Annotated in this window: 21 protein-coding genes and 2 pseudogenes; 11 read left to right on the top strand and 12 right to left on the bottom strand. The window is 61.3% G+C overall.

What is annotated here, in order from left to right; genetic code table 11:
• Positions 1 to 93: pseudogene (locus QZY07_RS08695) on the top strand (IS5/IS1182 family transposase); the annotation flags it as partial.
• Between the two features lie 75 nt (positions 94 to 168).
• The gene (locus QZY07_RS08690; RefSeq protein ID WP_295401614.1) at positions 169 to 2,835 is read left to right on the top strand and encodes a lectin like domain-containing protein; all 2,667 of its coding nucleotides are present in this window, start codon (positions 169 to 171) and stop codon (positions 2,833 to 2,835) included.
• Positions 2,836 to 2,937: 102 nt separating this feature from the next.
• Here QZY07_RS08690 and fdxB read toward each other — a convergent pair whose 3' ends face one another.
• The 7 genes and pseudogenes from fdxB to nifE form a co-directional block, all read right to left on the bottom strand.
• On the bottom strand, positions 2,938 to 3,249 hold the full coding sequence (gene fdxB / locus QZY07_RS08685; protein WP_295401612.1) for a ferredoxin III, nif-specific: 312 nt from the start codon (positions 3,247 to 3,249) through the stop codon (positions 2,938 to 2,940).
• 123 nt (positions 3,250 to 3,372) lie between these two features.
• Positions 3,373 to 3,585, bottom strand: a complete 213-nt coding sequence (locus QZY07_RS08680; protein WP_295401609.1) for a CCE_0567 family metalloprotein — start codon at positions 3,583 to 3,585, stop codon at positions 3,373 to 3,375.
• A 19-nt stretch (positions 3,586 to 3,604) separates the two neighbouring features.
• Positions 3,605 to 4,078 (bottom strand): NifX-associated nitrogen fixation protein, encoded by a 474-nt coding sequence (locus tag QZY07_RS08675; protein WP_295401608.1) that lies wholly within the window; start codon positions 4,076 to 4,078, stop codon positions 3,605 to 3,607.
• 3 nt (positions 4,079 to 4,081) lie between these two features.
• On the bottom strand, positions 4,082 to 4,582 hold the full coding sequence (locus QZY07_RS08670; RefSeq protein WP_295401607.1) for a SoxR reducing system RseC family protein: 501 nt from the start codon (positions 4,580 to 4,582) through the stop codon (positions 4,082 to 4,084).
• The gene (locus QZY07_RS08665; protein WP_363183951.1) at positions 4,570 to 5,055 is read right to left on the bottom strand and encodes a NifB/NifX family molybdenum-iron cluster-binding protein; all 486 of its coding nucleotides are present in this window, start codon (positions 5,053 to 5,055) and stop codon (positions 4,570 to 4,572) included. The genes QZY07_RS08670 and QZY07_RS08665 overlap by 13 nt, the downstream gene beginning before the upstream one ends.
• 52 nt (positions 5,056 to 5,107) lie before the next feature.
• A complete protein-coding gene (nifN, locus tag QZY07_RS08660) occupies positions 5,108 to 6,505 on the bottom strand; it encodes a nitrogenase iron-molybdenum cofactor biosynthesis protein NifN (protein ID WP_295401616.1) in 1,398 nt (465 codons plus the stop codon).
• A 105-nt stretch (positions 6,506 to 6,610) separates the two neighbouring features.
• Positions 6,611 to 7,978: pseudogene (nifE, locus tag QZY07_RS08655) on the bottom strand (nitrogenase iron-molybdenum cofactor biosynthesis protein NifE); the annotation flags it as partial.
• Between the two features lie 299 nt (positions 7,979 to 8,277).
• Between nifE and QZY07_RS08650 the strand changes: the two are divergent.
• Together QZY07_RS08650 and QZY07_RS08645 are read left to right on the top strand one after the other, a co-directional pair.
• Positions 8,278 to 8,886 (top strand): DedA family protein, encoded by a 609-nt coding sequence (locus QZY07_RS08650; RefSeq protein ID WP_295401603.1) that lies wholly within the window; start codon positions 8,278 to 8,280, stop codon positions 8,884 to 8,886.
• A 22-nt stretch (positions 8,887 to 8,908) separates the two neighbouring features.
• Positions 8,909 to 9,124 carry a hypothetical protein gene (locus tag QZY07_RS08645; RefSeq protein ID WP_295401601.1) on the top strand — a complete coding sequence of 72 codons (216 nt, stop codon included), beginning with the start codon at positions 8,909 to 8,911 and terminating at the stop codon, positions 9,122 to 9,124.
• Here the strand turns inward: QZY07_RS08645 and QZY07_RS08640 are convergent.
• Positions 9,107 to 9,916, bottom strand: coding sequence for a glutaminyl-peptide cyclotransferase (locus QZY07_RS08640; RefSeq protein WP_295401599.1), 810 nt, complete (start codon positions 9,914 to 9,916; stop codon positions 9,107 to 9,109). The two genes, QZY07_RS08645 and QZY07_RS08640, sit on opposite strands and share 18 nt — an antisense overlap.
• Positions 9,917 to 10,075: 159 nt before the next feature.
• On the opposite strand from QZY07_RS08640, the gene QZY07_RS08635 reads away from it, so the two are divergent.
• The gene (locus QZY07_RS08635) at positions 10,076 to 10,639 is read left to right on the top strand and encodes a plasmid pRiA4b ORF-3 family protein (protein WP_295401597.1); all 564 of its coding nucleotides are present in this window, start codon (positions 10,076 to 10,078) and stop codon (positions 10,637 to 10,639) included.
• A 104-nt stretch (positions 10,640 to 10,743) separates the two neighbouring features.
• Here QZY07_RS08635 and uvrB read toward each other — a convergent pair whose 3' ends face one another.
• Both uvrB and QZY07_RS08625 read right to left on the bottom strand, forming a co-directional pair.
• Complete coding sequence (uvrB, locus tag QZY07_RS08630) at positions 10,744 to 12,753, bottom strand: excinuclease ABC subunit UvrB (RefSeq protein WP_295401595.1); 2,010 nt, start codon at positions 12,751 to 12,753, stop codon at positions 10,744 to 10,746.
• Positions 12,754 to 12,766: 13 nt separating this feature from the next.
• Positions 12,767 to 13,486 carry a DUF3782 domain-containing protein gene (locus tag QZY07_RS08625; RefSeq protein ID WP_295401594.1) on the bottom strand — a complete coding sequence of 240 codons (720 nt, stop codon included), beginning with the start codon at positions 13,484 to 13,486 and terminating at the stop codon, positions 12,767 to 12,769.
• A 139-nt stretch (positions 13,487 to 13,625) separates the two neighbouring features.
• Between QZY07_RS08625 and QZY07_RS08620 the strand changes: the two genes are divergently transcribed.
• Genes QZY07_RS08620 through QZY07_RS08610 form a run of 3 tightly spaced genes read left to right on the top strand, consistent with a single transcriptional unit; the run spans position 13,626 to position 16,165 of the window.
• Positions 13,626 to 14,807 (top strand): pyridoxal phosphate-dependent aminotransferase, encoded by a 1,182-nt coding sequence (locus QZY07_RS08620; RefSeq protein ID WP_295401593.1) that lies wholly within the window; start codon positions 13,626 to 13,628, stop codon positions 14,805 to 14,807.
• A 7-nt stretch (positions 14,808 to 14,814) separates the two neighbouring features.
• Complete coding sequence (locus tag QZY07_RS08615) at positions 14,815 to 15,906, top strand: hypothetical protein (protein WP_295401591.1); 1,092 nt, start codon at positions 14,815 to 14,817, stop codon at positions 15,904 to 15,906.
• A complete protein-coding gene (locus QZY07_RS08610; RefSeq protein WP_295401589.1) occupies positions 15,887 to 16,165 on the top strand; it encodes a hypothetical protein in 279 nt (92 codons plus the stop codon). Before QZY07_RS08615 ends, QZY07_RS08610 begins: the two co-directional genes overlap by 20 nt.
• 221 nt (positions 16,166 to 16,386) lie before the next feature.
• Here QZY07_RS08610 and QZY07_RS08605 read toward each other — a convergent pair whose 3' ends face one another.
• Positions 16,387 to 17,148, bottom strand: a complete 762-nt coding sequence (locus QZY07_RS08605; RefSeq protein ID WP_295401587.1) for a TSUP family transporter — start codon at positions 17,146 to 17,148, stop codon at positions 16,387 to 16,389.
• 97 nt (positions 17,149 to 17,245) lie between these two features.
• On the opposite strand from QZY07_RS08605, the gene QZY07_RS08600 reads away from it, so the two are divergent.
• The 3 genes from QZY07_RS08600 to QZY07_RS08590 all read left to right on the top strand — a co-directional run bounded on the left by QZY07_RS08600 (position 17,246) and on the right by QZY07_RS08590 (position 19,539).
• Complete coding sequence (locus QZY07_RS08600) at positions 17,246 to 17,710, top strand: LEA type 2 family protein (RefSeq protein WP_295401585.1); 465 nt, start codon at positions 17,246 to 17,248, stop codon at positions 17,708 to 17,710.
• Between the two features lie 111 nt (positions 17,711 to 17,821).
• Positions 17,822 to 18,757, top strand: coding sequence for an ABC transporter ATP-binding protein (locus QZY07_RS08595; protein WP_295401584.1), 936 nt, complete (start codon positions 17,822 to 17,824; stop codon positions 18,755 to 18,757).
• Entirely contained in the window at positions 18,754 to 19,539 is a 786-nt protein-coding gene (locus QZY07_RS08590; protein WP_295401582.1) for an ABC transporter permease, read from the top strand. The genes QZY07_RS08595 and QZY07_RS08590 overlap by 4 nt, the downstream gene beginning before the upstream one ends.
• A 30-nt stretch (positions 19,540 to 19,569) precedes the next feature.
• Here QZY07_RS08590 and msrA read toward each other — a convergent pair whose 3' ends face one another.
• Positions 19,570 to 20,106 (bottom strand): peptide-methionine (S)-S-oxide reductase MsrA, encoded by a 537-nt coding sequence (gene msrA, locus QZY07_RS08585; protein ID WP_295401580.1) that lies wholly within the window; start codon positions 20,104 to 20,106, stop codon positions 19,570 to 19,572.
• Positions 20,107 to 20,134 lie beyond the last annotated feature (28 nt).

Below are 20,134 nucleotides of genomic sequence, written 5' to 3'. Positions count from 1 at the left end.
CAATTCAGAGCGATTGCCACCCGCTATGACAAGCTGGCCCGCAATTTCCTGGCGGGAGTCCATTTGGCTGCGGTCAGCATCCTGCTCACATGATGGAAAGGCTCTGGATCTCAGTGCTAATCCCACACAACATGAATAGATGACACGCCCTAGCTGGGGTACAAGGATATGTCAAAGACCTTCACTGATTATCGAGGGCGAGTGGTGTTTGCGGCGCTGGGCTTGGGCTTGACCGTGTTTGCCCAACTAGCAAGTGCGGCGACGGCTTCCGACGGTAACGTCCAAGCCCTGTGCGACGACGGCACCACCAGGTTCGCCTGCACCGAAACCAACGCCGAGCCCGAGCCTGAGTTAGCCGCGGCACCCTTGAATCCTGATTTCATCGATACACAGGCGCTTTCCAAACCGCGATCGATGCAGGAAACGCCAGTGGCGTCAGGAGGACATGGCAAAGGGTATCTTCTTTCCCCCATCGACCGTTCGCATATGATCGGAGCAACGCCGATCGTCACCTCGGTTGCGTGGATGTTGACGACAGGAGCCGCGGCGGCTTACCCATCGTCGTTCGATTTGCGCTCTTCAGATGATGTCACGAGCGTTAAGGATCAGGGTTCGTGCGGAGACTGTTGGTCTTTTGCGAGCATCGCTTCGATGGAATCCAATACCATCATCGATGGCCGCGGTGTCTACGATTTTTCTGAAAATCACCAGAATGTTCGCCATGGGTTCAACTGGAAAGCCTGCCAAGGCGGTAACGGAGATATCGCTGGTGCCTACATGACCCGGTGGGGCAACAGCAACTCGCTTGCTGCCGGGCTGGTTTATGAGGATGACGATCCCTATACGTCCACAAATGCCACTTCCGTCTCGGGCCTCTCGCCGCGCATGCATGTACAGGAGTTTCTGGTTTTACCCGATCGCTCGAATGGTACCGATAACGATAACTACAAGAATGCACTGCAAAATTATGGCGCGATCTATGTCTCCTTCTATGCCGACAATGGCATGGGTAGTAGCGTCAATTCCAGCTACTGGAACCAATCCACAAAGTCCTACCATTACAATGGATCTTCGCCTAGCAATCATGCCGTCACCCTGGTTGGGTGGGATGACAATTACGCGGCAAGCAACTTCAGAACTATCCCTCCAGGAAATGGCGCGTTCATTATTAAAAACAGTTGGGGAACCGGGTGGGGTAGCAGCGGCTATTTCTACATTTCCTATTACGATGCATCGCTTGGCGACGCGCATGTCTTTCGCGCAGCGGAAAACGCCGATAACTTTGTAAGATCCTATCTCTATGATCCGTTCGGACAGACATCCTCTATTGGTTTTGGCTCCAACACGGCATGGGGAGCAAACGTTTTCAACGCGGTGGCGAGCGAAACCTTGCAGTCGGTTGCCTTTTTTACCGGGGCTGCAAATACGAGTTATGAGATCTCCATCTACACTGGGGTATCGGGCGCCCCATCGACAGGCGTGCTCGAAGGCGGGTCGGTCAATACCCTGGGATCCTTTGCCTATGCCGGTTATCACACGGTCGATTTATCACGGCCGGTTTCGCTGTTAGCCGGGGAAAAGTTCGCGGTCGTCATCAAGGTCATCACACCTGGGTACAACTACCCGATTCCTATGGAGTACCCCTTCGGTAACTACAATAGCGCGGCAACCGCCAGTGCCGGCCAGAGCTATATCAGTTCGAACGGGACAGCTTGGACGGATCTTGCCGCCGCCTATGCCAACACGAATGTCACGATTCGGGCGTTTACCACATCGCCCGACGGTTCCACTGCCCCCACTGCTCCCACGGCCAGCACCGCCGCGGCGAGTGTCATCACGGCGAATACGGCTACGATCAATGGCGCGGTCGATGACAAAGGGGCTACCACCTCGGTCAGCTTCGAGTATGGTCTCACCACCAACTACGGAACGACGGTGGCGGCCAACCCGAGCAGTCTCAGCGCCGGAAGGGGCAGCACGGCGGTCACCACTACCCTTCCAGGGCTTGCTTGCAACACCGCCTATCATTACCGCGTCAAGGGGGTGAATAGCGTTGGCACAACCAATGGGAGTGACCTCGTTTTTATGACCTCGGCGTGCCCCGTCACGACGACCTACGCTCTGAGCGTGACCAAGACTGGTACAGGCACGGTGACGGGCACCGGCATCAACTGCGGCAGCGACTGCACTGAAAGCTATGCCGGCGGCACTAGCGTTACCCTGACCGCGGCGCCAGCCAATGACTCCATCTTCAGTAGCTGGAGCGGTTGCACCACGGTGAACGGGGCCGCCTGCACTGTCGCCATGAGCGCGGCCAAAAGTGTGAAGGCGACTTTCAAGGCGATCCCCAAATACACCCTGAAGGTGAGCAAGTCTGGCACCGGCACGGTGACGAGCGCCCCGAGCGGGATTAACTGCGGCAGCGATTGCAGCGAAGCCTATCTCCAAGGTGCTGCGATCAGCCTGACCGCCAGCCCGGCCAGCGGATATGTGTTTAGTGGATGGAGCGGTTGCGCCACGGTGAGCGGAGCCACCTGCACTGTCACCATGAGTGCGGCCAAAAGCGTAAAGGCGACCTTCAATGCGATCCCCAAATACACCCTGAAGGTCACCAAATCTGGCACCGGCACGGTGACGAGCGCCCCGAGCGGGATTAACTGCGGCAGCGATTGCAGCGAAGTCTATCTCAAAAGTACTGCGATCGGCTTGACCGCCAGCCCGGCTAGTGGATACGTGTTTAGTGGCTGGAGCGGGGGCTGTACCGGTATCGGAAGCTGCAATCTGGCGATGAGCGCAGCCAAAAGCGTGAAGGCGACATTCGCGATCAAACGATAGCTTGGCTCCGTTGGGTTGCGCTTCTGGCAACCCAACAACCCATCAGGCGTCTATCGAACTGTGGCGGCGAAGCGCTTCGGCGACGGTTAATGCGTTGCGCAATTAAGCCGCGATTGCCTGCGGCTCGTGCGATAGACAGTCTTTCGGACAGACCTTGGAGCACGCCTGACAACCGATGCAGTCGAGCTGGTCCTTGAGGTTCATCACCATGCCGGGGACTTCTTCGTCGAAATCGTCATCATCGCTTTCGATCTCTTCGAGGTCGAGATCGTCGCGATCGATCAGCTCGAAGACATCGCGCGGACAGACTTTGTAGCAGCGGCCACAGCCGATGCAGTTGTTCTGGTTGATGTCGACGACGAACGCGGGCGTCCATTCGACCCCGCCCCGCGTGACACCTGTGATGATGGGCATGATGGTTCTCCAGAGTTGTATAACGAGTGGTCAGTTGGCAGCATGGACTCTGTCCCGGTCGGGAAGGCCAGGATCGACATGAGCCGATACGCGGCAGGCATCGCCCGGAAAGTCGGGATCGCTTTAATCCTCCGCCTCGGCTGCCTTGAGTCGGGCCACGGCCTCGGCCCAGGTCCGGCAGGCGTCATAGGTTGATTGGGCGATACCGGGGATTTCCTCATAGGCGGCGGGCAGACGATCCTCGACCAGATCGTGCATCTCGCTGGCCTTTTCGCTGGCGATCCGCTTGGCTTTGCTGACAGCTTTTTCGAGCGCCTTGAGTTCTTCAGGAGTCATTCTCTCGATCCTCGCGTCGTCAAAGTCCCGCGACCTTCGGGTGGGTGCCGATCAGTTCCAGGGCGACGGACAGGATTTTGTCGCCTTCGTCCTTCATCTTGGACAGGCTGGGAAAGCCGAAACGGTGGACATCGCGCAGGGTGCGGTCCATGACGACCAGTTTGCCGACGGTGATGAGCGCGCGCCCGAAACCTTCGTGGCTCAGGTTGACCAGGGGAACGGCCATCAGGCCGCATTCGGATTCGATCATGGCCGAGATGGCGTTGTAGAAGACCTTGATCCGGGCAATCACGATCTCGTCGGGGTCGCCGATGATCGGGATCTCGCGCTTTTTCTCCTTCGTGAGGATGAATGGCTCCAGGATTTCGGTCGTCGACAGCGAGTCGTAGGTACCGTAAGGGTCGATGGCGCGCATCTGGCGCACCATTTCGACGACGAAGCTGGAGGTCAGGAGTCCTTCGTTCTCGACGCTCGTGGTGGTCGTTTCGGTCATGGTTCAGGTCTCGATGGGTGAATGAATGTCCGCGAGGCGGATGCCGCCACGGTCGCCAGCCAGACGGATCAGACGCGGACGATAGCGTTCGCGCCCGGCGGCACCGCCCGTGATGCGGCCGCCGAGCCAGAGTCCCGAGCCCAGTCCAGCCAGGCCGAGCAGGGCGACCGCGCCTTCGGGGAGGTGCAGGGCGGTGCCGATCCCGGCGGCGGCGGCGAGCGCGATCAAGGGGAGCAGATAGGCGATCAGCGAGGCGCGCACCAGGGTGCCGTCCGGGATGCCGATCACCACCCGGTCGCCGGGACGCAGTCCCATGGGATCGTCGATCCGCAGGCGATTGCGGCCTTCGCCGAACAGCTTGGCGAGCGCGGAGGTTCCGCAGGTGGCGGCGCTCTCGCAGTGACCGCAGGCGCTCCGGCGACGGGTCTCGACCCAGGCGCCGCCCTCGTCGACGGCGACCACGGAGGCGACTTCCTCGATCATGGCTTCGGTCACTCGCTCCATCCCTCGGCCTCCATGGCGTCGAAGCGTTGTCCGTGGGTGGGATGCTGACTCTCGATGGCGCGGGCGAGCCAGGCGCTCGGTCCCTCGCGCATCTCGGTCTGGAGTCCGCAAATCGCCTGAGTCAGGGGCGTGCCTGCCGACACCTTGACGGGCTGGATGCCCTTGGGCCGAAGCTGATTGACCGCCGAGGCGCCGATCGCCTGACAGTAGATGGCGATACAACCCTTGAGTGCGTCGATCTTGGCGGCGAGTTTGTCCTCGTTGCCGTCCCTGTCGAGTTGGCCGAACTGGACGACCTCGATCAGGCTTGCCTGCTCTTGGTCGATCGCATAAATGGCGAAGGATTCGGCCGCGCCGAAATGCTGGTCGACCTGTTTCAGATTGGAGGTGGCAAAGGCGACCTTGACCGCTGTGCTCATTCGTTTCGCCTCGTTGCAACAGCTTAGGATTCTGAATCTGCGTTCCACGGTCATGGGGATCTCCGCTCCTGACGGGAATGATGGGTTTCGCTTCGCTCTACCCATCCTACGCGGCGTGTTTGATTTCGGTGTGTCGCTCGTTGTCGGGCCATTGTTTGAGCGGCGAGCGATAGGGATGGATTTCGCCTTTTTCCTGCGTCAGCAGGATGTTGGCCAGATCGAAGAGGGTCGCGCGCGTGCCCTGATAGCCGATCCAGGTGCGCTGGAAACCGCCCAGCAGGTCGTATTGGGGGAAACCGGCCCGTAGCAGCGGGATGCCGAGACGCTTCCCCGTGTGGACGCCGTGCGAGTTGGTGATCAGGACTTCGGCCTTGCGTGCGCGCGCGCCAAGTTCTAGATCCTCCAGATCGCCGATCTTGACCTGATCGCAGACGGCATTCGTCAGAGAGGGGGCGTTGATCGGGCTGACGGCGACCACGGTTTCCGCCCCGACGCCGGCGAGCATCTGGGTCAGACTGACCAGCAGATCCGGGTCGGCGGCGATGGCGAAGCGCGACATGCCGAGCATGAAATGACAGTCCAGCATGGCGTCCTGAAGCTGCGCGCGCTGGCGCTCGATTTTGGCCGGGACCGGCACGGCGGCAAGCTCGGACAGGGTCAGGATCAGCGCGTCGACGGCATCCAGCCCCATGAGGTGCGGGAAACGATGATCGGGTACGCCGGTGCGGGCCTTGAGCACGTCCGCCGGTGCCTGCATCGAGTTGCCGATGACGAGCGTCGCCAGGGCATCGCCCAGGGTCGCGAGTTCGCTGACCAGTGCGCCGCCGATGGAGAGCGGGCTGTAATCAGACTCGGGCAGGTGTCCGTCCAGCGAATCGGAGAGGTCGGGCAGCACCACCGGGCGCAGCCCGAACAGCTCGATCAGGTCCTTGAGGTGCTCCAGATCGCCGGGCGTCAGATGCGAGCCGGCCAGCACATTGACCTGACGCCGGCGCCGCCCCGGCTGGGTGTTCGCCTCGGCGGCGGTCGGGACCAGGGTCTCGATGATGGCACGGGTCGCCTCGGCGTAACCCGTCTCCATCGATCCGGTGAAATCCGGGGTCGAGACCGCGACCACCGGGATGGCGTCGAACTGCGGATAGGTCTGGCGGAAGACGTGCACCGCCATCTGGATGTCCGCGCCCTGCGTTTCCACCAGTCCGGTGGTCGGCACGCCGATCAGGTCGGGGGCGTGCTTCTCGCAGAGTGTTTTGAGTCCCTCGATCACCATCGCTTCGCTGCCCATGACGGCGCTGATCTGATCGATGGCGGTCGACTGCAACGGGATGGGTTCGCGGAAATGACGCACGAACAGGATCTTGCCGAAGGCGGTGCAACCCTGAGCGCCATGCAGCATCGGGATGGCGCGATTGAACCCCAGAAAGGCGAGCGCCGCGCCGACCGTCGAGCTGGCCTTGAGCGGGCTGACCGAGAGTGCTTTCTTGCGTTTGACGATCTCAGGCAGACAGCCCCCAGCCGTCAGCCTCCAGCCTCCAGCGATTGCGTTGTACCGTTTTGCCATGTCAAGCTCAACGCTGGAGGCTGGTGGCTGGTTGCTGACCGGTCTGCCCCAGGGCGCGGGACGGCGGACCGCCTCCCAGACCGGGCTCTCGATGGTCAGGCAGAGTTGTTTCGCCAGTTCCTCCATGCCGGCATAGCCGGAATAGCCGAATTCGCGTTCCTGATTGATGTCCAGAAAGGGGATGCGCGCCTTGAGCGCGGTGTACATGTTGCGTCCGCCGGCGATCAGGATGTCGATACCCTGCGCGTTCACCATGTCGATCAGGGTGCGCGGATTGCCCTCTTCGAGCATCACCGCGTCCTCGCCCATGAGTTCGCGGATGCGCGCCTTGTCGTCCTCGGTGGACTTGCGGGTGCCGCTGGCGACCACGGTCATGCCCAGATCCTGAAGCGCGGAGATCACCGACCAGGATTTGACGCCGCCGGTATAGAGCAGCACCTTCTTGCCTTGCAGACGCTGGCGCCAGGGTGCGAGCGCGGCATTGGCGCGGGCCTCTTCGCGGGCGATCACGGCCTCGACGCGGGCGGTGAGATCGGGATCGTCGAGAATCCGGGCGAAATCGCGCAGCGCCTGCGAGACATCCCGTACCCCATAGAAACTGCCCTCGAACCAGGGCGTGCCGTAGGCGTCCTGGAGCTTGCGGGCGACATTCACCAGCGCCCGCGAGCAGACCATCATGTTGACCTCCGCGCGGTGCATGGTCTGCACCTCGCGGAAGCGGCCGTCGCCCGAGAGCGTGCAGAGCACCCGCAACCCGAGTTCGTCGAACAGCGGCAGCACGCGCCAGAGTTCGCCGGCGATGTTGTACTCGCCGATCAGACAGATGTCGTGGATCTTGAAGCCTTCGCGCTCGATGCCCTCGGGGAGCGGATCCGGCTCGCGGGTGCCGCAGACATACTTGACCATCGCCTCGCCCGCGATCCGGCTCCCGAGGTTTTTGGCCCCATAGAAACCGGCGGCGTCGATCGGGACCACCGGCGTGCCCCAGCGCGCCTGCGCGTCCTTGCAGACGGCGACCATGTCATCGCCGGTCAGGGCGGGGACGCAGGTGTTGTAGACGAAGACCGCCGCCGGCTGGTAGCTGTCGATGGCCTGTTTGATCGAGTGGAAGAGCCGCTTTTCGCCGCGACCCATGATGATGTCCTGCTCGGTCAGGTCGGTGGTCATGCCGATCTTGTAGAGGGTCGGGCCGCTGGAGCGGGTGCCCCGGTTGTCCCAGGAATTGCCGGCACAGGCGATGGAGCCATGGACGATGTGGGCGACATCGCCGATCGGCAGCATGGCGATCTGCGCCCCGTCGAAGGTGCAACCGCCGGCCGTGGCACCCGGCTTGGGCTTGGCGCAGCCGGATTTTTCCTTTCGATTGTGCGCGCAGGCCGGCTCGTCGAGCAGGGCGGCAATGTCTTTCTGCTTCATGGAGATGTCCAAGGCGTTCGCGATGAGCGTGTTCAAGCAGGCTTCATGCCATTTCTCTAATACTTGATTTTATTCGGCAAAGGCTGCCGTCAGTCCTGTAAGATTTCCGACAATTCGCCTCCTTGCGGGAACCTCGACAAGCGGTCGCGTCAAATCGGCTCCGATGGCAGAATGAGCCCTGATCCGCGCCCCTCTGAGTCAATGTTGCCCGCGCGGCCTTGGCCGGATTTCGACGAACGCGGCCAGCGGCCAGCATCCTGCGGACCGCAATTCAAACTTACTAATGAGGTCATTCGCGGATGCTGCATGAATTCATCGACTGGATCCTGGTGACGGTAAACGGCTGGGGATACGCCGGCATCTTCGTCCTGATGGCGCTGGAATCCACCGTCCTACCGGTTCCGAGCGAACTGGTGCTGATCCCGGCCGGCTATCTTGCCTATCAGGGCGAGATGAATCTGATCCTGATTTTTCTTGCCTCGACCATCGGCAGTCTGATGGGCGCATTCGTCAACTATGGGTTCGCGCTCTGGGTCGGACGCCCGTTCCTGGAACGCTATGGAAAATATTTTTTCGTGCGGCCTGCGCTCCTACACAAGACAGATGCCTTCTTCGCCCGGCATGGGGCTATTTCCACCTTCACCGGTCGTCTGATTCCTGGGATCCGGCATCTTATCTCGCTCCCCGCCGGGTTGTGCCGCATGAAGGTCATGACCTTTGCGTTTTACACCGCCTTCGGGGCAGGACTCTGGTCCGCAATCTTGATCGCCCTGGGATATTTCATCGGCGGGAATGAATCTCTGCTCCAGGATAATCTGCCTCTGGTGACCATCGCGCTCATGGTCTTCGTCGGTCTGACGCTCGTCGGTTATACGGTCTGGCAGCGACGGCAGGCGGTCTCGTCCTGACCCCGCCGATCAACGAAAGGGATTGGGTCGCGTCCAGGTCAAGACTCTATTGCTGCATCAAGGGGGCACCTCCGATGACAACGCCGGCGTTCACTCCGAACCAGGGTATGGCCGGCTTGAAGTTCGTGCGTCTCAGTTCAAGCGCGAGCGTACCCTGGGCGACATCGGCGGATGCTCGGAAGCGCCCCGCATGGCCGTGGGCGCGGCGGTCTTCATGTTCTCAAAGACGCTCGCGTGAGTTGACTCCTTTATCGGTAGAAAACTCTCTCGCCGTTGGCACGACCTCGATCTGATACAGACGCGGCCAGTATTTGCCCGTGACGTACAGGCGATCGGTCGTCGCGTCATGGGCGATGCCGTTGAGCACCGCCTCGCGGCTCGGTCGCTCGGGCTCCGGGTAGAGTCCAGTCAGATCGAGATAGCCCGTCACCGCGCCGCTGTCCGGGTCGATCCGCACCAGATAGTCCTGGTGCCAGACATTGGCCCAGACCTCGCCGGCGATATATTCCAGCTCGTTCAGAAAGCGGATGGGGCGCGTGCCATCGCGCACGGTCAGGCGGCGCACGACACGCCGTGACTCGGGGTCCAGAAAGCGCAGCTCGGCCGTGCCATCGCTCATGATCCAGTGGCGTCCATCCTGCGCGAGGCCCCAGCCCTCGCCGCGGTACCGGAAGGTTTCGCGGATCTCCAGGCTGTCGCGGTCGCGGATGAGGCCAAGTCCTTCGCGCCAGGTCAGTTGCACGAGCCGCCCGTGCCAATGGGCGATTCCCTCTCCAAACAGCTCGGGCGCCAGCCGGGTTTCCCGTTCGACGCGGCCGGTGGCAAGCTCCACCCGGCGCAGCGTCGATGCCCCATAGTTTCCGGTCCCCTCGAAGAGTTGACCGTCGATCACGACCAGCCCCTGGGTGAAGGCGGCGGGGTCATGCGGGAAGCTCGCCACGACGCGGTAGCCGAAGACCGGAACCGTGGTGGAGGGTAGGCCGCTGGCGTCGCCGCGATCCGGGAAGGCGCTGAACAAGGCTAGCAGCATCGAAACTTGTGTCGCGCGAAGCCGCAGGGATTCGGACGTGGATGCCATCCAGATACGGCCCTTGCGGGAATTTCGATGAACCATTTCGGGCGGTCTTCTCATACAATCTCGACGAGCCAAACGTCGGCGATGCGAAATGCACCTGAGAGGTCTCGAACCATGACCAAAGATCCCCGAAAAATCGATCAACTTAAGATCGCTCTGAGCGGCGCGAAACCGCCGATCTGGCGGCGTCTGCTGATCGTCGATACCGTGCCGCTGCCGGTGTTTCATGCCGTGCTGCAAATCGTCATGGGCTGGGAGGATTCGCACCTGCATCAGTTCGTCGCGGGCGGCAATTACTACGGCACCCCAGACCCGGACGATCCTTTCTCGGAAACTCTGAACGAGAGTCGCTACAAGCTCAGTCAACTCCTGAAGAAAGAGAAGGATTCGCTCATCTACGAATACGATTTCGGGGATAGCTGGGAGCACAAAGTCACGCTGGAGAAAATTCTGCCCTTCGACCCTGAAGCCGTCCTGCCGCGATGTATCAAAGGCAAGGGCGCCTGCCCGCCGGAGGACGTTGGCGGGATCTGGGGTTATTACGGCTTTCTTGAGGCATTGCGCGATCCGCAACACCCGGAACACGAGGATTACAAGGACTGGATCGGCGGCGACTTCGATCCCGACGCCTTCGATCTCGACGAAATCAATGCACCGCTGCTTGAGTATTTTCGATGAATGGGTTGGGAGCCGGGGCGCGGAGCGCCTGATACAGGCGTCACACCGCAAAGCGGTGTGACAAGCGGCGCATCGCGCGCCGATCGCCGACATCCTGCCGGCGTTCAGACCGCGATCCCACTCTGCTGCAACGCGCGGATCTGGTCCCGGATCGCGGCGGCCTGCTCGAATTCCAGATTCTTCGCGTGCCGATACATCTCTTTTTCCAGCGACTTGAGCCGTTTGGCCATCTGCGCTGGGGTGAGTCTGGCGTATTCGGCGACCTGCTCGGCGACCTTGGCAAAGGCACGCGCCTTCATCGGCGCGCCGGGGGTGGCGCTTTCCAGAATGTCGGCGACCGCCTTGCGGATGGTCTGCGGCGTGACCCCATGGGCGAGATTGGACGTGACCTGTCTGGCACGTCGGCGGTCGGTTTCCTCGATGGCGCGCTGCATGGAACCGGTGATTTTATCGGCATAGAGGATCGCCTTGCCGTTGGCATTACGCGCGGCGCGACCGATGGTCTGGATCAGCGAGTCGGCCGAACGGAGAAAGCCCTCCTTGTCGGCATCCAGGATAGCGACCAGCGAGACCTCTGGCATATCCAGCCCCTCGCGCAGCAGATTGATCCCGACCAGCACGTCGAATTCGCCCAGGCGCAGGTCGCGGATGATCTCGACGCGCTCCACGGTCTCGATGTCCGAATGCAGATAGCGGACCTTGACGCCGTGATCGTTGAGATAGTCGGTCAGATCCTCGGCCATGCGCTTGGTCAGGGTGGTGACCAGCACCCGTTCGTCGACGGCCACGCGCGGCCCGATCTCGGAAAGCAGATCGTCGACCTGGTTCAGCGCCGGGCGGACTTCCAGTTCAGGATCGACGAGTCCGGTGGGCCGCACCACCTGTTCGACTACCGCGCCCGAGTGGTCGATTTCGTACTGACGCGGCGTGGCCGAGACATAGATGGTCTGGGGCTGGCGGGCCTGAAATTCCTCGAACTTGAGCGGCCGGTTGTCGAGCGCCGAGGGCAGACGGAAGCCGTACTCGACCAGATTCTCCTTGCGCGAGCGGTCGCCCCGGTACATGCCGCCGAGTTGCGGGATGGTGACATGGCTCTCGTCGATCACGACGATGGCGTCGGCGGGCAGATAATCGTAGAGCGTCGGCGGGGATTCGCCGGGGCCGCGACCGGAGAGATAACGGCTGTAGTTCTCGATACCGGAGCAGTAGCCGACCTCCAGCATCATTTCCAGATCGTAGAGCGTGCGCTGCTCCAGCCGCTGGGCCTCGACCAGCTTTTGGTTGTCGCGCAGCCAGTCGAGCCGCTGTTTCAGCTCGGGCTTGATCTGCTCGACCGCGTTCAGGATGGTTTCGCGGGGCGTTGCGTAGTGCGTCTTGGGAAAGACCGTGTAGCGCGTAACCTTGCGCCGGACCTCGCCGGTCAAGGGATCGAACAGCGACAGCGCCTCGATCTCCTCGTCGAACAGCTCGATGCGGATCGCCTCATCGTCGGATTCGGCAGGATGGATATCGATCACATCGCCGCGCACCCGGTAGGTGCCGCGCGACAGCTCGACCTCATTGCGTTTGTACTGCAAATCCGCCAGACGGCGCAGGATGGCGCGCTGGTCGATCCGGTCGCCGCGCTTGAGGATGAGGACCATCTTGAGATAGGCATCCGGGTCGCCCAGACCGTAAATGGACGAGACGGTCGCGACGATGATGACATCCTTGCGTTCCAGCAGCGACTTGGTGGCGGACAGGCGCATCTGCTCGATGTGTTCGTTGATGGAGGCGTCCTTCTCGATATAGGTGTCGGTCGAGGGAACGTACGCTTCCGGCTGGTAGTAGTCGTAATAGGAGACGAAATACTCCACCGCGTTGCGCGGAAAAAAGTCGCGCATCTCGCTATAGAGCTGGGCCGCGAGGGTCTTGTTGGGTGCCAGCACCAGCGCCGGGCGCTGAATCCGCTCGATCACGTTGGCGATGGTGAAGGTCTTGCCCGAGCCGGTGACGCCGAGCAGGGTCATGCCGGCCTCGCCATCGTTCAACCCGGTCACGAGTTGGCGAATGGCGGCTGGCTGATCGCCGGCGGGGGCGAACTTGGCGACGAGCTGGAAAGGGATGTCGGACATGCGGGAATTTCTCTCATCCTTCCCCCCAGCGTTTGGGGACGAAATCGGACGCCGTGGTCAGTTTGAAAATCTCGTCATGAATGGACGCGGTCAGGAAGCCGGCGTCGCGCGCTTCTTCCTCGGTGCCCCGATCCCAGTCGACACCCGCCAGAATCCCCAGCACGGTTTTGTTCCCGTGCTCGGGGAAAAATTCCCGAAATCGCTCCATGATGTTGCGAAACTGGAGAATCGAGTCCTTCTTGACCCGACTCTTCACTTCCACGACAACCGCCAGGTTGACGTCGCCGTTTGCGTAGGAGAGGACATCGATTTCGATGGTTTCTCCGCCCTTGCGGATCCGGACCCGCGGCATGACGACCGTCATGCCAAACCGTTTGGCCAGAATGCGCTCCATGGACGGCAGTGCCATGCCTTCGGTGAAATACCCAAATTTGTCGCCGATCCCGCCAATCTGGCAGCCGATCTCCTTGATCATGCGTTCGGTTTGTTTGAAGCGCTTGGCCGATACCTCAAATTCGCGGCTGACCTCCTGGAATTTACGGTTAGTCTCCTGATTGGATTCCTGGAATTTACGGTCAGTTTCCTGGAATTTGCGGTCGGTTTCCTGGGTGGATTCTCGAAATTTGCGGTCGCTTTCCTGGGTGGATTCCCGAAATTTGCGGTCGCTTTCCTTAAATTGCTCCGCGACTTCCCGAAATAACGACCGCACTTCTTCCAGCGTGGTGCTTGCCATGATTCGTATCCTTGATGATCGATAACCGTGTCAGCATACAGAACTCTAAACCCATGTGCCTCACGCTGGGTTGTTTCGCTATGATTGCAAGCCGCGCTCCGCGCATCCAGCCACCACCGAACCTCAGAGATTACCGCCGATGACCATGAAACTTGCTGCCCGCGTCCAGGCCGTCAAGCCGTCCGCCACGCTTGCCATCACCGCCCGCGCCAAGGCGCTGCGCGCGGCGGGCAAGGACGTGATCGGACTCGGCGCGGGCGAACCCGATTTCGACACGCCCGACCACATCAAAGCCGCCGCCATCGCGGCCATCCAGGCGGGATTCACCAAATACACCGCCGTCGACGGGACGACCGAACTCAAGCAGGCCGTGATCGACAAATTCAAGCGCGAAAACGGTCTGGAGTATGCCCAGGATCAGATTCTGGTCTCCTGCGGCGGCAAGCAGAGCTTCTTCAATCTCGCCCAGGCGCTGCTCGATCCAGGCGACGAGGTCGTAATCCCGGCGCCGTATTGGGTGTCCTACCCGGACATGGTGCTGCTCGCCAGCGGCGCGCCGGTGCTGATCCATGCCGGTGCCGAGCAAGCCTTCAAGATCACTCCAGCCCAATTGAATGGCGCGCTCAACGACAAGAGCCGGCTGTTCGTCATCAATAGCCCCTCCAACCCGACCGGCATGGCCTACCGCCGCGATGAGCTGGCGGCGCTCGGCGAGGTGCTGCGCGAGTATCCCAAGGTCGTGATCGCGACCGACGATATGTACGAACACATCCGCTGGAGTTCGGCCCCCTTCGTCAACATCCTGAACGTCTGCCCCGACCTGGCCCCGCGCACCCTGGTGCTCAATGGCGTGTCCAAGGCGTATTCCATGACCGGCTGGCGCATCGGCTACGCGGGCGGCCCGACCGACATCATCAAGGCGATGAAGAAGGTCCAGTCGCAAAGCACCTCCAACCCAACCTCGATCTCGCAGGTCGCGGCCCAGGCGGCGCTGGAAGGGCCGCAGGACTGCATCGGTATCATGCGCACGGCGTTCCATGAGCGCCACGACTTCGTGGTCGAACGTCTCAACCAGATCCCCGGCATCGAGTGTCTGCCAACCGACGGCACCTTTTACGTCTTTCCCAGGGTGCAGGGTCTGATCGAGCGGCTGCCCGGCGTCAACAACGATCTGGAACTGGCCGAATATCTGATCGAGCAGGCCGGCGTCGCGATCGTCCCAGGGTCCGCGTTCGGACTCAACGGCTATCTGCGCATCTCCATCGCCACCAGTCGTGCCAATTTGGAACAGGCGCTGGAGCGGATTGGTCGGTTGGGATGAAACACCGATGAATGCCGCCGACATCGCTGAATCCATGCCGGATATCCCGCCGGAATACGACGCCTTGCTCCGGATCGCGGGTGGCGAGGCAGACGTGCACACCATCCGGAGCGAAAGTCTGGTGGCGATGTTGAGCGGCTTGCAACAGCTTGCCTTTCTGCTGGCGAGGATCGAGACCGGGGAACCGCTGGGCGAGCGGTTCAAACCCGGCCGCGCGATGCGCAAGCAGTTTGCCTTGCGCTGTGGCGTGCCCCTGGCCGGCAGTTATGCCCTGCCGTTGGCGATGGGCGATGTCGACGAATTGCCTGTTGGGAAACTGCCGATTCTGGACCAGTTGCAGGCGATCTGGGCCGCGCTGGCGGCACAGGACCACAGTACCTTGGCGCGGCAGCTTCCGGAGCCTTTCAAGGCGCGCGCACTGCGGGAGTTTCAACGCTTTCTGCCCAAGGACCAAGGCAGCACGCGACTGTATCTCCACACCCGCGCCGCGCCGGAAGCCCGACCCTTGACATGGCGCAGCGCCCGGTTCATCGACACCTTGCTGGTCGCTGACAGCACCGAAGATGCGGTCATGACCGTCACCGGCGAGCTGCAACGCATCGATTTTGCCACCCGGCAGGTGACGATTCTCTATCCCCCGACTCGACGCGAGATCGTCTGCACCTATTTGCCCGAGATCGAGGACGATCTTCTTGATGCACGCAAGGAACCGATTCAGGTGACGGGCCGCTTCGTCCTGGATGAGGAGGGAAACCCCAGCCGACTCATGGACGTGAGCCGGATCGAGCCGCTCGATCTCTCGCCGCTCACGATCGCTGACCTGGAGACCAGCGGGCTCGCCCTGCGTACACCGCTGGAATATATACCGACGCTCGACGAGGACAGCCAGCAGTATCTGTGCATCGAAGATCCGACGCTGGGCCTGAATGTCTTTGCCTTGAACCGCGAGCACCTGCTTGCTGAGATCCAGGAGCAGCTCATCATGCTGTGGCGCGAATATGGCTGTGCGCCCGATGACGATCTCGACACCGAAGCGCGGGCGTTGAAAGTCTGCTTGCATGCCGCACTGGAGGAATCGAATGCCGAAGCGAAGGGATGAGGTCGAGCGCGGCTTGTTGCGCAAGGGTTTCGAGAAGAGAGATGGCGACCATCACTATTTCATCTACCGCAATCTGAGCGGGAACAAGACGGCGGTGTTCACCAAGACCAGCCATACCCCGAAGCTGCGCGAGCTTCCTGATCGTTTGTTGAGTTTGATGGCCAAACAATGTCGGTTGAGCAAGAGCGATTTTTTCGATCTGGTGGATTGTCCGCTCAGCCGGGAGCAGTACGAAAGCAAGCTGGAACTGAAGCGGTAGCCCAAACCGCACGCTCAATCTCTCTCATTAGGACATTGCCATGCCGCCGGATGTCGGTGACGACACCGATTTTGCCTGCCCGCGCGACCTTGGCTGGAAGGATTCAGAATGTGATTCCTTTTCGATACCGACGTGTTATCTGATCCGTGCAAGAATTGCGGCGATGCTTCTCGGCGCATTGTTCCGGTCAATCCAGTCCGAGAGGTAAAGCGCGGTTCGGCTCAACCGCCACTCAACCGATCCCACAAAAGCTTGCCCGAGATCGCGACGGTCGCCGCCACCAGCACCGGCCGCACCAGTGCGGCCCCATGCCGGAGCACCAGATGCGAGCCAAGCCAGGCGCCGATCAGCTGACCGCCCGCCATCAGGGCGGCGATGCTCCAGACGATGTGTCCGCCGGCCAGGAAGAACAGCAGGGCCGCCAGATTGCTGGTAAAGTTGAGCGCCTTGGTATGGGCGGTGGCGCGACGCAGGTTGAAACCGAGCAGCGCGACATAACTCATGGCGAAGAAGGTGCCGGTCCCCGGACCGAAGAAGCCGTCGTAAAAGCCGACCCCCAGGCCGATGGTCAGCGCAAAGGCCGGCGCGCCGATCCGCTGGTGCGAATCCAGGTCGGACACGCGCGGCGACCACCAGAAATAGAGCGCGAAGGCGATCAGCAGTACCGGGATCAGACCTTGCAGAATATCGCTGTCGATCCGCTGCACCAGCACCGCCCCAGCCGCCGCGCCAATGAAGGTGCAGACGACCGCCAAGGCGATCCCGCGCGGATCCACGAATCCCCCGCGGACGAACTGGGCCGTCGCCATCCCGCTACCGAAGACCGCTTGAGCCTTATTGGTCGCCAGGGTTTCGAGCGGCGTCAGTCCGACCCAGAGCAAGGTCGGAATCGTGATCAGTCCGCCCCCGCCGGCGATGGCATCGACGAATCCAGCCAGCAAGGCGACCGGGAACAATACAATGGCAAAATCGAGTGATTCCATGTCGATGATTCGTCTCTCATCACGTCCCGTGTGTTTCTGTCCGCGACCTGAGGCTTGGTTCAAGTCATCGGTGCGTCGAAGCGTTGGCGGGGTGGGCATGATCGCCCTCCTCGTCCTGATCGTCAGCCTGCTGCCCGGCTGCGCCAGTCTTACCGAGTCCTGGAAGGCGCCCGAGGTGGCACTGATCGGCCTTCAACCGAAGGAGTTGGGGCTGACGCGGCAGGTGTTCATCGCGACCCTGGCGGTCAAGAATCCGAACGACCGTACCCTGCCGATCAAGGCCATGACCTATCGGCTCGCGCTGGAGGGCCAGGAAGTGGCCGAGGGCGGCGGCGCCCTGGAGCGACAGATCCCGGCCTTCGGCGAGACGACCGTGGATGTCGAGGTCATCGGCAGCCTGCTCGGTCTGCTCCAGCAGTTACCCGCGCTGGCACTCCAGGATCGTCCGCTGAACTGGACCATTGCCGGGACGGCGACGCTTGCCGGCGGCTTGATCACGCTGCCTTATCGCTATTCGGGCCAGATCGACGCGCGGACACTGATGGCTGGAGTTCGGCGTTAAACCGCGTCCGGCATGGCCTGCGTCGTCGGTGCGACGGCAGAACCTCGCCCGAGTCAACACGCGTCGGAGCTGACGCGGTTTAAGCCTTTGAAATAGCAAACCCGGAAACCCATGCCCGCACTCGCAGTCCAGCAACTCACCAAAACCTACAAAGGCGGCTTTCAGGCACTCAAGGGGATTGACCTCAGCGTGGAACAAGGCGACTTCTTCGCGCTGCTAGGCCCCAACGGCGCCGGTAAATCCACCTTCATCGGGATCGTCGCCTCGCTGGTCAATAAGACGGCGGGAAGCGTGAACGTCTTCGGTCACGATCTCGACCGCGATCCCGAGGGCGTCAAATCCTGCATCGGCCTGGTCCCCCAGGAGTTCAACTTCAACCTCTTCCTGCCAGTGTTCGAGGTCGTGCTGAATCAGGCCGGTTATTACGGCATCCCGCGCCGCGAGGCCAAGGTACGCGCCGAGCGTTCGCTCCGCCAGCTCGACCTCTGGGATCGGCGTGACACCGAGATGCGCAAACTCTCCGGCGGACTCAAGCGGCGGCTCATGATCGCGCGCGCCCTGGTTCACCAGCCCCGGCTGCTGATTCTGGATGAACCGACCGCCGGGGTCGATATCGAAATCCGCCGCTCCATGTGGTCCTTCCTGCGCAAGCTGAATGCGGAGGGAACCACCATCATCCTCACCACGCACTATCTGGAAGAAGCCGAAAGCCTCTGCCGCAACATCGCCATCATCAACCGGGGAGAGATTGCCGAACGCACCAGCGTGGCGGCACTGCTCAACACCCTGCATACCGAGACCTTTGTCCTGAATCTCAAAGGGCGGGTGTCCGAACTCCCCGAACTCGGTGGCTTCGTGCTCCAGCATCTCGACGACTGCACGCTGGAAGTGGAAATGAATCGCGACCACACCATCAATGGTCTGTTCGACGCGCTCTCGCGGAATGGTATCGAGGTTATCAGTCTGCGCAACAAGCAGAACCGCCTGGAACGGCTATTTTTGGAGATGGTCGACCGGCGCGTTGCCGACACGGGAGATGGGGCGTGAATCTTTTCAACCACTGGCATCGCTACTGGGTCACCTTCGTGACTATTTTCACCAAGGAGATCCTGCGTTTCACGCGCATCTGGGTGCAGACCATCCTGCCGTCGGTGATCACCACCACACTCTACTTCGTCATCTTCGGGCGCCTGATTGGCGGGCGCATTGGACCCATGGAAGGTTTCGCCTACCTGGATTTCATCGTCCCTGGGCTGGTGTTGATGGGGGTGATCACCAACTCCTATTCCAATGTCGTCTCCTCCTTCTATAGCAGCAAATTCTCCCGCTACATCGAGGAACTGTTGATCTCGCCGGCGCCTAACTGGGTGATCCTGTCCGGCTATGTGGCGGGTGGCGTCGCGCGCGGGCTGGTCGTCGGTGGCGCGGTCATGCTGGTCGCGATGATTTTTACCGACATTCAGATCCACAGCCTCTGGATCATGCTGCTCATCTGCCTGATGACGGCAACCCTCTTCTCGCTCGGCGGTTTCATCAATGCCATCTACGCCAACAGCTTCGATGACATCTCGATCGTGCCGACCTTCGTGCTGACACCCTTGACCTATCTGGGCGGCGTCTTCTATTCCATCGAACTCCTGCCCGATGTCTGGCAAACCCTGTCCCTGATCAATCCCCTGCTCTACATGGTCAACGCCTTCCGTTACGGACTGCTCGGGGTCAGCGATATCCCGATCGGTTTAGCCTTCGGCATGATCCTGGTTCTCATCATCGTCCTGATCGCCATGAGTCTGAGCCTGCTGCGCCGGGGCGTGGGGATCAAGACCTGACGCGGGTCGCAGCGACCGGAAAGGCGTGCATTAGACTCGCAACAAATCCATATGCCGCTTCCGCAGTTTCGCGAGCTTGGGCGAAATCACGGCCTGGCAGTAGCCCTGCGAGGGATTGCGACGGTAGTAGTCATGATGATAAGCCTCGGCAGGGTAAAACGCCGGCGCCGGCTGGAGTTGGGTGACGATCGGGTCCGGCCACACCTGAGCGGCCGTCATGTCGGCGATCATCCGCTCCGCGGCCGCTCGCTGGGTATCGGAGTGATAAAAAATCGCGGAGCGATACTGGGTTCCGGCATCCGCGCCCTGACGGTTGAGGGTCGTTGGATCATGGATGGCGAAAAAGACCTCCAGGAGCGTGCCGAAGTCCATCTCGCGATTGTCGAAGGTGACTCGAACCACCTCGGCATGCCCCGTGGCACCGCCGCATACTTCTTGATAGGTGGGATTCTCGGTGAGACCTCCCGCGTATCCCGAGACGACGGATTCGACCCCCTTGAGTCTCTGAAAGGCCGCTTCCAGGCACCAGAAGCATCCACCGCCAAGTGTCGTCGTTTCAATGGCCATGCGTCATTCCCCTTCAGGATGGTCGTAT

Source organism: uncultured Thiocystis sp. (genome assembly GCF_903866365.1).
Taxonomy (GTDB): domain Bacteria; phylum Pseudomonadota; class Gammaproteobacteria; order Chromatiales; family Chromatiaceae; genus Chromatium.
Note: the sequence above shows the minus strand (reverse complement) of the source record. Positions and strands in the feature narration are given on the sequence as shown.

Coding starts and splice junctions, on each gene's coding strand:
- QZY07_RS08665 (WP_363183951.1), bottom strand. CDS start 5,055: ATGACCGTGGAACGCAGATTCAGAATCCTAAGCTGTTGCAACGAGGCG.
- QZY07_RS08670 (WP_295401607.1), bottom strand. CDS start 4,582: ATGGAGCGAGTGACCGAAGCCATGATCGAGGAAGTCGCCTCCGTGGTC.
- QZY07_RS08615 (WP_295401591.1), top strand. CDS start 14,815: ATGAATGCCGCCGACATCGCTGAATCCATGCCGGATATCCCGCCGGAA.
- QZY07_RS08625 (WP_295401594.1), bottom strand. CDS start 13,486: ATGGCAAGCACCACGCTGGAAGAAGTGCGGTCGTTATTTCGGGAAGTC.
- QZY07_RS08680 (WP_295401609.1), bottom strand. CDS start 3,585: ATGACTCCTGAAGAACTCAAGGCGCTCGAAAAAGCTGTCAGCAAAGCC.
- QZY07_RS08600 (WP_295401585.1), top strand. CDS start 17,246: ATGATCGCCCTCCTCGTCCTGATCGTCAGCCTGCTGCCCGGCTGCGCC.
- QZY07_RS08605 (WP_295401587.1), bottom strand. CDS start 17,148: ATGGAATCACTCGATTTTGCCATTGTATTGTTCCCGGTCGCCTTGCTG.
- QZY07_RS08675 (WP_295401608.1), bottom strand. CDS start 4,078: ATGACCGAAACGACCACCACGAGCGTCGAGAACGAAGGACTCCTGACC.
- QZY07_RS08595 (WP_295401584.1), top strand. CDS start 17,822: ATGCCCGCACTCGCAGTCCAGCAACTCACCAAAACCTACAAAGGCGGC.
- QZY07_RS08640 (WP_295401599.1), bottom strand. CDS start 9,916: ATGCTGCTAGCCTTGTTCAGCGCCTTCCCGGATCGCGGCGACGCCAGC.
- QZY07_RS08620 (WP_295401593.1), top strand. CDS start 13,626: ATGACCATGAAACTTGCTGCCCGCGTCCAGGCCGTCAAGCCGTCCGCC.
- msrA (WP_295401580.1), bottom strand. CDS start 20,106: ATGGCCATTGAAACGACGACACTTGGCGGTGGATGCTTCTGGTGCCTG.
- QZY07_RS08635 (WP_295401597.1), top strand. CDS start 10,076: ATGACCAAAGATCCCCGAAAAATCGATCAACTTAAGATCGCTCTGAGC.
- uvrB (WP_295401595.1), bottom strand. CDS start 12,753: ATGTCCGACATCCCTTTCCAGCTCGTCGCCAAGTTCGCCCCCGCCGGC.
- QZY07_RS08610 (WP_295401589.1), top strand. CDS start 15,887: ATGCCGAAGCGAAGGGATGAGGTCGAGCGCGGCTTGTTGCGCAAGGGT.
- QZY07_RS08650 (WP_295401603.1), top strand. CDS start 8,278: ATGCTGCATGAATTCATCGACTGGATCCTGGTGACGGTAAACGGCTGG.
- fdxB (WP_295401612.1), bottom strand. CDS start 3,249: ATGCCCATCATCACAGGTGTCACGCGGGGCGGGGTCGAATGGACGCCC.
- QZY07_RS08690 (WP_295401614.1), top strand. CDS start 169: ATGTCAAAGACCTTCACTGATTATCGAGGGCGAGTGGTGTTTGCGGCG.